This is a genomic window from Clostridium sp. BL-8 (assembly GCF_002006495.1).
In the GTDB taxonomy this organism is placed as follows: domain Bacteria; phylum Bacillota; class Clostridia; order Clostridiales; family Clostridiaceae; genus Clostridium.
In genome coordinates, this window is sequence record NZ_LZZL01000014.1 from 13,471 (window position 1) to 24,957 (window position 11,487).

10 protein-coding genes are annotated in these 11,487 nt (G+C 29.1%); all 10 read right to left on the bottom strand.

Features of this window, described 5'->3' with window-relative positions:
* Window positions 1-314 precede the first annotated feature (314 nt).
* Complete coding sequence (locus CLOBL_RS06760; RefSeq protein WP_077858328.1) at window positions 315-1,361, bottom strand: transglutaminase-like domain-containing protein; 1,047 nt, start codon at window positions 1,359-1,361, stop codon at window positions 315-317.
* A gap of 195 nt (window positions 1,362-1,556) precedes the next feature.
* A complete protein-coding gene (uvsE, locus tag CLOBL_RS06765; protein ID WP_077858329.1) occupies window positions 1,557-2,519 on the bottom strand; it encodes a UV DNA damage repair endonuclease UvsE in 963 nt (320 codons plus the stop codon).
* A 305-nt stretch (window positions 2,520-2,824) separates the two neighbouring features.
* Window positions 2,825-4,168 (bottom strand): MATE family efflux transporter, encoded by a 1,344-nt coding sequence (locus CLOBL_RS06770; RefSeq protein WP_077858330.1) that lies wholly within the window; start codon window positions 4,166-4,168, stop codon window positions 2,825-2,827.
* A 169-nt stretch (window positions 4,169-4,337) separates the two neighbouring features.
* Window positions 4,338-4,853, bottom strand: a complete 516-nt coding sequence (locus tag CLOBL_RS06775) for an NUDIX domain-containing protein (RefSeq protein WP_179117696.1) — start codon at window positions 4,851-4,853, stop codon at window positions 4,338-4,340.
* 561 nt (window positions 4,854-5,414) lie between these two features.
* A complete protein-coding gene (locus CLOBL_RS06780) occupies window positions 5,415-6,044 on the bottom strand; it encodes a DUF3793 family protein (RefSeq protein WP_077858332.1) in 630 nt (209 codons plus the stop codon).
* Between the two features lie 22 nt (window positions 6,045-6,066).
* On the bottom strand, window positions 6,067-6,492 hold the full coding sequence (locus tag CLOBL_RS06785) for a flavodoxin (protein WP_077858333.1): 426 nt from the start codon (window positions 6,490-6,492) through the stop codon (window positions 6,067-6,069).
* A gap of 185 nt (window positions 6,493-6,677) precedes the next feature.
* Entirely contained in the window at window positions 6,678-7,454 is a 777-nt protein-coding gene (locus CLOBL_RS06790; RefSeq protein ID WP_077858334.1) for a hypothetical protein, read from the bottom strand.
* Between the two features lie 217 nt (window positions 7,455-7,671).
* Window positions 7,672-9,012 (bottom strand): MATE family efflux transporter, encoded by a 1,341-nt coding sequence (locus CLOBL_RS06795; protein ID WP_077858335.1) that lies wholly within the window; start codon window positions 9,010-9,012, stop codon window positions 7,672-7,674.
* A gap of 202 nt (window positions 9,013-9,214) precedes the next feature.
* On the bottom strand, window positions 9,215-10,273 hold the full coding sequence (locus CLOBL_RS06800) for a hypothetical protein (RefSeq protein WP_077858336.1): 1,059 nt from the start codon (window positions 10,271-10,273) through the stop codon (window positions 9,215-9,217).
* Between the two features lie 93 nt (window positions 10,274-10,366).
* Window positions 10,367-11,407 (bottom strand): phosphodiester glycosidase family protein, encoded by a 1,041-nt coding sequence (locus CLOBL_RS06805; protein ID WP_077858337.1) that lies wholly within the window; start codon window positions 11,405-11,407, stop codon window positions 10,367-10,369.
* Between the last annotated feature and the right edge of the window lie 80 nt (window positions 11,408-11,487).

Here is an 11,487-nt window from a genome sequence, read left to right on the forward strand (position 1 = left end):
CAGGGTTCCGTCATCACCTACTCAAGACAATTCTTTTTCAGCTTGAAGCTCTAAGATGTATTCAAAATTAGTTCCCATGCACCTCTCATCATCCGGTAACTTTCTGTTTGGTTTAGACATGCTAGTTAAACACATGCCTTATCTAATTCCTACTTATTCTTTTCATTGCTTTTATTGAAAACATCATGATTAAAAATAAACTCATAAATTTAATCACATTATATATTAAATTAATAAAATTATATTAGAAAACTCCGCTTCTGTCAATATACTTATAGAACTTAAAATTCACATATAATTACAGAATCATAAATTTATGATATCCATGCTCCACTGGAATCAACTTTATATCCATCAATTATAGAATTTACTGCCATGGCTCCACTACCAGGATAGCAATAATACCATTTTCCACTGGAATATATCCAACCAGTTTGCATCACTCCATTATTTCCCAGGTAATACCAATTACTATCAATGATATTCCATCCCATTGCATAATTTCCTGTATTTTTTATAAAATACCAAGAGCCATTAGTAAACTTCCAATTACCATCTATATTTGATATGTATCCACTTGAAGCTTGCTTAGTAATATTTCCTGTTGTTAAATTACTGGTGCTAAGACTTGAATCATTATTTACTTCATAATATTTCTCAGTACATGCTGGATATTCATCGCTATTCCAAGTAAATCCATCTTTCTTCAGCACATCATCAGAGGTTAGGAAATACTTATCTGAATTTGTTGCATCATTGTTTGTTATGTCTAGCTGGTACCACTTATTATTAAGCCTAACCAAATTCCATCCGTGTCCGACTCCATTTATTTTTCCAACAACAATCCTATTTTCAATTCCTGCTAGCTCAAGCATCTTATAAGCAGTTAATGCATAACCTTCACATGTAGCTTTACCTGTTGTTAATGCTGTATATGCCGTATCAGATGTAAGACCATAATCATAATCAAGCCTATTTACTAAATAATCATTTATTTTCTTAACTTTATCAACATCCGTCATATTATCTGTTATTATAGATTTAATTACTTTATTCAATTCCGTATTGATATACTCTTCCTCACTCTTAGTTGTTTTATATGTTATGTATAATTCATCAGTATTTTTATTAAAAACCAATTCCTTAAGAGATAAACTCAAATAATCATCCTTTTCAGCAATATTTCGAACTACATCAAGTACATCACTATTATTATAATCAAGATTAAATTCTGTATCCCAATTTTCTAAATGATTATATACATATGTATTTAAATCATAATCTGCTGCTAATACAGTTTGTCCACCTATTGCTGATATTATCATTAATATTAATAATAAATTTCTAATAAATTTCTTCATCAACAAATACCTTCTTTCCTTTATGGATTTTCATGCATATAAATATTATCTATGAGCTATATAAAATAAACATATTTATATTATATAACAGAATTTTTTTCAAAACTATAATTTAATATATTAAGAAAAAATAACAATTATCTAACATTTTTTTATTATGTCCTATATTAGATAACTGTTACTTATAAATTATTATTAGACTTCAAAACTACTCTGATCCATCCATTTATATTCTGGTCTTATAGCTTTAATCTCCTTTGCTAATAAATATAACGCTTCATCCTTTTGCTTGCATTCTAGCATAACATCAAAATCTCTATCTAAAATTTTAGCTTTTTCCAAAAATTCAATAAAGTCTTTTGCATTTATATAATCAGCATGTTTTCTATCTTTTCCATGATCCTTAGGTGTAGAAAAGTGTATTTTGGGATTTAATCTCTCCTTATTCCATGTATTAAAAATTTCTTCTAATAACTCTTCTATTTTTTCACCATTATTATTGCAATTGTGATGATGTACATCTAGTACCATTGGAATTTCTAAAGTCTTACATAATCCTAATACTTCTTTTGCTGTATACATTTTATCATCATTTTCTATTATTAATTTTGATGTTATTTCCTTTGGAGCCATCTTAAAATTATATATAAATCTCTTAATCCCCTCATCTTTTCCTCCTGTCGCTCCACCAACATGCAGTACCATTTTTCCTGTACTATAATTTAGATCTTCAAACCATGCAGCCTGACTCATTAAATTTCCTATAGTATTTTGAACGACCTCAGGATTGGTGCTATTTAACACGTTAAATTGATCAGGATGAGTGTCAATTCTCATATTATTTTCGTTGATTATTTTTCCTAAATACTCAAAATCCTTTTTAAAAATTTCTCTGTGTCCCCAGTATCCTACTTCTGGATGTGTCTCTAACGGGATTAAAGCAGAAGTTATTCTATAAAAATGTATATTATTTTTTATGTTATATTTAAGTATTATTTCTAAATCATTTAAATTTGAAATAGTAATGCCTTTAAGCTTATCTAATTTATCTTTTTCAGATATTAATTTTTTGTAGTTAGCAAAAGTAACTGTACTTGAGCTAGTAACCTTTTTCCCTAATCTCATGGATACTGCCACATAACCTAATCTCACTTTCATCTATTTCTCCTTTGTAACATTTATTATGTTTACCTATATAATTTTTCACTTTGTCAGTTTATATATACATTAATACTATCATTTTAAACAATGTGATTTTTCAACAAAAAAAGAACTCCATCACTGGAGTTCAATCCTATTATGTAAAGAGAGATTAATGAGTAATTTCAAAGATATTCTTAAAGTTACCCTAATAATTTAGAGCAAACTTTTATATCACTTTTTTACCCATTTCATTTTTTATTATAACTCTTTTATTTTTACTTGTAAACATTTTCTTGTATATACTTTATAATTTTTTTGCATTAATCTGACAATCTATGTTTAAGCCATTTATTTCCACTAAGTCTAATACAATACATAGTTCCTCTTACAATCCAATCTATATACATTGCTATCCAAATGCCTAATACTCCTATTTTTAAAATCACACCTAGAAGATAACCCATAAATATTCTAAAAATCCACATCCCAATGAATGCAGTTAACATTGTAAATCTTGTATCCCCTGCGCCCTTAAGTCCAGATGAAAGTATAAATGATAATCCCCATGCAAGTAAAGCAATACTATTGCTTCTAATTAATACTTTAGAAATCCCTATAACTTCAGGAACATTTGTATATAATGATGCAACCCATCCAGCTATAGGTATAAAGATTAGCCCTAAGGTCACCAAACAAAATGTTCCAAACTTAGTTAGATAAATTAAGGTATTCTTTGCTCCCTTTATATCATTTCTCCCCACATATTGTCCAACTAATGCAGTAGCTGCTAAACAAAGTGCATTTCCTGGAACATTAACCATTATTGCAACTGATGATGAAATGGCATTAGCAGCAATAGAAGCTGTCCCCATTGTCACTATAAACATTTGTACTATTAATTTTCCTGCGTTAAAAATAACTTGTTCCATACCAGCTGGTATTCCTATATTAAATATACTTTTTTGCAAATCAAAGTCAAATTTAAAAGGAATAATGTTTTTAATTTTTATAATTTTGCTTCCTCTAAATAAAACAAACACTATAACAAAAGTTCCAATAAGTCTTGCAATAGCAATAGCAATTGCTGCACCACTTATTCCAAATGAAGGGATATAAATTGCATCAATTCCAAATATCAGTATATATCCTAAAAGTATATTTATACCGTTCATAAACATAGTTATTTTCATAGGAGTTTTTGTATCTCCACACCCTCTTAATATTCCATTGGCGATTTGTTCAATAGCAATAAATGGATATGTAAGTAAGGTAAATTCCAAATATAGTTTTGCATCTGTTTTAACTAATTCTTCTGCTGATCCATATAATACATTAATTAACTGTAATCTAAAGATCCATAAAAGTAATGTTATCACGGAAGATACCAATATACCTGATACAATAGCCTGCTTTGCAGTCTCATTTGCCCTTTTGGGTTTACCTTGTCCAATCTGCTGTGCAACTACTACTGTTGCTCCAACTGATAATGCAGCAAAAAATGATATGAACATATTGTTTATTGAATCGACCATTCCAATTGCTGAAACAGCTTGTTCACCAATATGTCCCGCCATCATTGTATTGCATGTCCCAAGCAGCATGACAAAAGTCTGCTCTACTATTATTGGTATTGCCAATTTTAATACATCTCTTCTTATGAACATAGAATATCCTTCTTCCTCTTAAGCAACTCGTATATTAAAACAAGGGAAATTCTTATTTTAGAGAAAATCCAAGAAATTCCCCTGTATATATTATTATATTAGCTACGAGCGATAAAAAATCTTGTATTTACATATTTTTAAATGTATAAGTTATTCTCTACTTAGTAATTTAATCAATGTTTTTTCTAATTTTCTTTAATACATAAGTTTCTCTAAAAATCCAATTTGCAATTGGTTCAATTCCTGCCGATATTATCTTCTCATTATTATTAATAGCATCTTCTAATGTAATCCATTCTGGTTTAAATCCTAGTTCTGCTTCATATGGATCTAATTTTTGACTCCTTTTTTTATTCAGCACCTCAGCAAAATAATAGTAAGATATCATTTTAAAAACTCTATTATTAACATATCTATCCTTACTTCGCTCTACTACAATTCCAGCTCTATCATTAATTTTGCTGCAGATATAGCCCGTTTCTTCTTGTATTTCTCTTGCTAATGCATTCATATGCCCTTCATCTTTTTTTATTCCTCCACCAGGAAACTTATAATCTTGATTTTTAGAATGCACCATTAAAATTTTCTTATCCTTTATAATAATTCCTCTAACTGCTTCCCTAAAATTAATATTTCCCATAGAATCACTTACTTTATCTATCTCAAAGAGTTTATTAAATAACATAAGCATCACCTCATATTCTATTCTACAAATTCTTAGAATCCAAATTCCTTCTTATGGTCTATACTATCTAAATTAGATAGCATAAAGATAATATTTTTTATATTTTCTGCTCTTCCATTCTAAAATATCCCCATTATAATTATTTATAAAAAATGCCATAACATAAATTATACTGTAATTTATTCTAATTGTAAAAAACAATTAGAATAGCAATTATTTGGTTTCGGTGACTTAATGCCTATATCATACATAAATCTCCAAAAATTATAGGTCCATAAGGCTATGTGCTAACCTTATGAACCTTATATAAATTTCATGGAATGTACGTAATTACTCTAATTAATATCTGTAAGAAATAATTTGTTTGTGTTTCATAGAATGCATTCTTAATGATGTGTGAGCATCAAGAATATTTTGTATGATTAATTATAATATATTATTTAATGGTATGTGATCAATAAATAATATAACTATGGTGGTTAATTACTTTTGTTTACAGCAGTGTGCTGTCAAGAATATTTTCTATTTTAACTTCATAATAATTTTTTTCTATCTAAAATATTAGATAGCATTTACATAGAATGAGGTTTTTATACTTAAAGCGAGGTCATGCGATAAGTATCCTTGAAGCATATTTTTTATGGTGTATTCTTTAACTTTATCATATATGTTGAAGATTATTTTTGCATTCTTACTATCATTGTATACCTTCCAGTATCCGCATAATAGACATTTCTTAGTGGTACATTCCATAAAATCTTTAACATCATCAAAAGGTATTCCCAGAAACAACCCTAATTCATGTGGACAGTGATATTTATCATACCTAGATTTTAATGTATTCATATATTCATCCATTTCTACTTTAGAAGGATAACCTATGCCATTTAAAAATTTTATATAAGATTCCTGATTTAATTCTTTTTCTAGTATTCTTTCATCATAAATCATAATTATTATAGAATTATCGCTTTCTCTTAATTCTATAAACCTTAAATTTAAGTTCTCCAAAAAAATCTTTCCAAACATATTCCAGCTCTCATATAACTTTATGTTATTTTTCTTCAAATTCACTGTTACAGCTGGTTTTACTCCAGCAATTACTAATGATGAATTATACACTAAAAAATTTTCTATATACTCTTTATTTTTCATAGACTCCAATCTCTTATAAAAATCTAGATATTCCATATCACGCCACCACCAACTCAATTTATATACTAGCTATTTTCTTACCAAGATTTATGCACTCTTCTGCCATTTCATCTGGTTCATTTTGAACTATTAATGGTTCATCTATTATAGTGCATCCATAGCCTGTCATTCTTTCTTCAAATTCTCTCATCCATTTACCATCTCCCCAACCATAAGAGCCAAATAGTGCAACTTTCTTTCCTGATACCTTAGTTGAAATTTCCTCTATAAAAGGTTCAAACTCCCCTTCTTCTAATACTTCATCTCCCATTGCTGGGCAACCTAAAACAAGAATCTCTTCATCTAATAATTCTAATAATACACTTATATCTATATTTGAAATATTTATAACCTCAACTTCTTTTCCACTTTCAGTTATTCCTTGTCCAATTAATTGAGCCATTTTTTCTGTATTTCCTGTTCCTGACCAATATACTATTTTCATTTTCTATCTCTCCTTTACTTTTTTAATTAATTATGAGAATCATTTTCAATTAAATAATATTATATATAACCACTTTTGTCAAGTTTTATATTTATTTTTTCACTATCCAATTTGCTATACTTTAGCTTTATAAAAATTATAGCGTATAGATAATTACTAACATTATCTATACGCTTTCTAATATATTATTCTACTAACTCTAAAACTGGTCTATAACCAACTGTTTCATATCTTAAATCTTTAATTGATTGACTTGAATATAGTGTAGCATAAAATCCTCTTATTATACAAAACTTCTCACTTTGCAATTCTTCACTTTGTGTAAAACTAGAAAACTTATACCAATGCCAAAGCTTATTATTTTCTCCATTTAATTTTTTCTCACTATCCTGTTTTGAATTTATATCTGCATCGATAGCACTATTTTTAGGTAATCCGCTAATTTTATCAGTATTTACTATATATTTATCCCATTCATTAGCTTTATGATTTTTCTTTTCACTATAACCAGACAAAAGTCTTAAAATATATTTCTTATCTTCTATCATTACTACTTTACCAAAAATTAAATTTTGCTTATTTAATTCATTCCATGAAATTCCTTTAATAATATTTCTGTCACATATTAAAAGTTTTTTGGCATTATCATCTATTTCTACCCATGACAACATATTTTCATTATTTCCATCCGAATTTCCTATTTCTATTTTTTGACCATTATATTCTGGAATATCACTAAACTCTATGAAGTCTACTGGATTCTTCATCTTTTCATCATCTAAATATAATGTTCCAAATTTTCTAATATTACCTGTAATGTATTCATTTTTTTCTGAAATATTTTGGGCTTTATTTTCTTTAAATTTTTTATGTGCAACTACAGCTATTACACTACTTAAAGCTGCCATTGTTCCAACTCCTAAACCAGCACCAATCAATTTGAACTTTTTATTTTTATCCATGAATCACTTCCCCTTTTCCCCTAAAATCATTAAATATTTTTATGCACTGTGTTATTCTTCTATACCTTATTTATTACTGTCTTCATTCTCTATAATATTTTTTGTATTTTTAATATATTATTTCTTATTATTTTTATTATAATACATTTTTATCAACATTATAACTTAAATTTACATAAATACTATGTTACCGTCTGCAAATTTATTTATTACTTATCTATATCAGCCTATGTTTAAGCCATTTATTTCCCCTAAGTCTAATCAAATACATTGTTCCACGAACACACCAATCGGTATACATTGCAATCCATATTCCAAGAATTCCAACCTTAAGCAATATTCCCAAAACATATCCCAAACATATTCTAAATATCCACATACCTATAAATGCTGTTAGCATAGTATATCTAGTATCTCCTGCTCCTTTGAGTCCTGATGAAACTACAAATGAACTTGCCCAAAATAAAACTGCTATGCTATTACTTTCAAGAAGGATTGATGTAAGCCTTATTACCTCCGGATCGCTTGTATAGAAACTCGCTACCCATCCTGAAATAGGAACAAATATAGCTCCAACCGTTACTAGACAGACAGTTGCGAATTTTGCTAAATAAAATAATGTACTTTTTGCTCCTTTGATATCATCTCGTCCAACATATTGCCCAACTAAAGTTGTGGCAGCTAAGCAAAGTGCATTTCCTGGAACATTTATTATTTGTGTTATGGACATTGTAATAGCATTAGCCGCAATAGACGCTGTTCCCATTGTAACTATAAATACTTGTACAAGTAACTTGCCCATTTGAAAAATCACCTGTTCCATTCCTGCTGGTATTCCTATATTAAATATATCCTTTTGTATTTTCAAATTAAATTTAAAAGGATATATTTTATCAATTTTTATATTTTTGCTTCCTCTAATTAAAACTATTATTATAATTATTGCTCCTATTGTCCTAGCAATAGCTATGGCCATAGCAGCTCCCATTATTCCAAATGGATGTATATGTAAGAGATCTACTCCATATATCAATGTGTATCCTAAAATTATATTCACTATATTCATAAACATAGAGATGTACATCGGTGTTTTAGTATCTCCAGTTCCTCTAAGTATCCCATTAGCAATTTGATCAAGTGCTATAAGCGGATAAGTTAACAATGTAAATTCTATATATAATTTTGCATCTGATTTTACTAATTCTTCTGCAGATCCATAAAGAAAATTTATCACTGGAATCCGTAAAATCCATAGAAGCAAGGTTATAGTCACTGAAACTGCGATTCCAGACACTATAGCCTGTTTTGCAGTCTCATTAGCCCTTTTAGTATAACCTTGTCCAATTTCTTGTGCGACAACTACAGTTGCTCCAACTGATAATGCCGCAAAAAAAGCTATGAATAAGTTATTTATTGAATCGACCATTCCAATAGCTGAAACGGCTTCTTTCCCAATATGCCCTGCCATCATGGTATTACACACTCCTAGCAGCATAACAAAAGTCTGCTCCACCATTATTGGTATTGCAAGCTTCAATATATTTTTTCTTATAAGCACTAGACAACATCATCCTTCCTTACAACCATCATATTCAATTGCATGAAAATTGCTTCTTTTGTTCACGTTTTCACAATTACTAGTTAATTATACCACATATTTTAAATTTTCAAACAAAATACATATTTATCCTAAAACCTTTCTAAAACTTCTTAGAATAAATATGTACATGCTTTATACTTAATTATAAAAATTCAAATTTTTAATTATTAATAGATATTCTATTTTCTGCGACTTCGTTCTTTATAAGCTTATTTCCACTTTTAGATATAATCCCTTTTGAATATGACTGTAGTAATTCGCCTTCATACTTAATGGTCTTTTTACCTATAAGCTCTGAGACACTATTTGAGGCTTTATCATTTATGTAAACATCTCCTGAATAATCGATTATTATATCTTCTCTTGCTACTGGACTTTGTAGCGTTAATGTATGCCATTGAGATTTTTCATTATTTAATACTTTATAATATATTTTGGTTATCTTGCCACTTGCCTCTTCTCCAAAATATACATTATCATTAACATCACTGCCTAATACCCTCGTAACTCCAACATTAGGTATTTCTATATCCGGACCATTTAATATGGTTGCCCCATTCCCCATTTCCATCACTGCATTTGTACTTGTTGTTGGTACCACCACATTTCCTATTTCCTTGTTTGACCTTACCTTTTCCAATTCATTCATTATATTTGCATAATATAAATCGCTCTTTCCACTTGTCTTCTTCACTTTTATATAAAGAGTATGAGTTGCAGTAGAAAATATTACATCATCAACTGTGTCACCTTTATTTACATTTATATTTAATTCATTATAATTAAAATCTGTTAGTTGTCGTGTTTCACCCTTTTGTGCATTAAATGATACTGGTTCAAAATAAGATCCATTATTGGTTTGTACTTGTTGAATAACAATTATACTATTTTCATTTGTTAACCATTTATAAAATACTACTTTTCCGTTATCTTCACTTTGAAATTCTTTTTCACTATTATCATTGCTATCTAATACTTTAAGTTTGCTATCATCTAAATAAGCAGCGAATCTTCCATCCGATGATACTGAAACTTTATCTACACCATTTTTTATATCAATCTCATTTTTTTGCTCTGGAGTAGTTTCCTTTTCTTCAACTTTCTCAGCCTGTATTTTTACATCTGAAGCTAAATATACATTCTCTATATATAAAAATATACCTTGCTGAATTACTAATGCCATAAGTGTCCATGCAATTATTCTTACCAGGTTTTTCATACTTAATCCTCTCCTAAAAATACTTCTTATTCCTATCTCCACTTTACTAATATAATGTTAACCATAACTTGAGATTCTATAAGAAGTTATACTTTATTCAACATAAAATGCAGTAGCAACAGATCTTTCTCCATCCCAAGCATTTGGAGAATTTATTACCTCTCCCTTATAATACATTGTCGATGAATAACCACCATCAAGAGCACCAGCATTAATGGCACCTCTATCTAACATAATTTGCTGAACATCATAAAGACTAGCTCCTGGGGCAGTAATTTTTCTACCATCAATGACCAAAAAAATTACTGTTCCGTCTTCTTTTTGTCCAACTGCTGTTCTAGGATTTAAACCATCTGCATTTTTGTCTTTTACTTGTGGTTCTCCATTAATGATAATATTAGGTCTTCTAAAACACATTGCTTCCTGTACGTTTAATTTCTGCAATTCTGCAAGAGTATGATCTCCAACAATAAGCTTGCCTTCTTTAGTAAAAGCTATAACATTTTCTACATTATCTCTTTTTACATTGCTTTGAGGATATATAAGTTTTCCTCCTGATATTACAAATCCCCCTGGAACTGCTCCTGTTCCTGCATATAAAGTTCCATCTGAAGATTTATCAACAAAAGCTCCTCCATTAATAGCAGCAATAGCATTATGTTCCTCAGCCATTTCACTTGTCTTTTGTCCCATTTTCCCTAAATACTTCGTCATTGCCACTCTGACACCCAATGGATTTTTTATTTCTAGCACATATCCATTATATCTATCTGTATGTATATCGTATCTGGTAATTTCATTTCCACTTGTATATTTAACTTGAACTTTGTTTAAATCTGTAGCGCTTTCCTTAGCTGTATCTTCATTTGTTTCCTCTGCTGCTTCATTAACTCCTAAAATTTCATTTATCTTATCTTGCGATAAGAAATCAGTTAATAAGTAAGCATGCCTCGTTCCAAGCAAAGTTGATACAAAAACCTTGCGCGTATTTTCATATGGTCCAAAAAGTAACACAAGTGGGGTACTTATACTTAAAAAAAGAACTATATAAATTATCCCTGCAAAAAATACTAATATACTAAATTCCTTTTTCTTTGGTTGTTCTTTTACTGGCTTACTATTTTGCATGCCCATAATTACCTCCAAGTTGTTTTCATTTAAAAATTCTAACCATTATATATATATTATAGATTAATATTCTAAAACTCCTAACC

Excerpts from the sequence above, each read along its gene's own strand:
- CLOBL_RS06760 (WP_077858328.1), bottom strand. The coding sequence starts at position 1,361 with ATGAAGAAATTTATTAGAAATTTATTATTAATATTAATGATAATATCA.
- uvsE (WP_077858329.1), bottom strand. The coding sequence starts at position 2,519 with ATGAAAGTGAGATTAGGTTATGTGGCAGTATCCATGAGATTAGGGAAA.
- CLOBL_RS06770 (WP_077858330.1), bottom strand. The coding sequence starts at position 4,168 with ATGTTCATAAGAAGAGATGTATTAAAATTGGCAATACCAATAATAGTA.
- CLOBL_RS06775 (WP_179117696.1), bottom strand. The coding sequence starts at position 4,853 with ATGTTATTTAATAAACTCTTTGAGATAGATAAAGTAAGTGATTCTATG.
- CLOBL_RS06780 (WP_077858332.1), bottom strand. The coding sequence starts at position 6,044 with ATGGAATATCTAGATTTTTATAAGAGATTGGAGTCTATGAAAAATAAA.
- CLOBL_RS06785 (WP_077858333.1), bottom strand. The coding sequence starts at position 6,492 with ATGAAAATAGTATATTGGTCAGGAACAGGAAATACAGAAAAAATGGCT.
- CLOBL_RS06790 (WP_077858334.1), bottom strand. The coding sequence starts at position 7,454 with ATGGATAAAAATAAAAAGTTCAAATTGATTGGTGCTGGTTTAGGAGTT.
- CLOBL_RS06800 (WP_077858336.1), bottom strand. The coding sequence starts at position 10,273 with ATGAAAAACCTGGTAAGAATAATTGCATGGACACTTATGGCATTAGTA.
- CLOBL_RS06805 (WP_077858337.1), bottom strand. The coding sequence starts at position 11,407 with ATGGGCATGCAAAATAGTAAGCCAGTAAAAGAACAACCAAAGAAAAAG.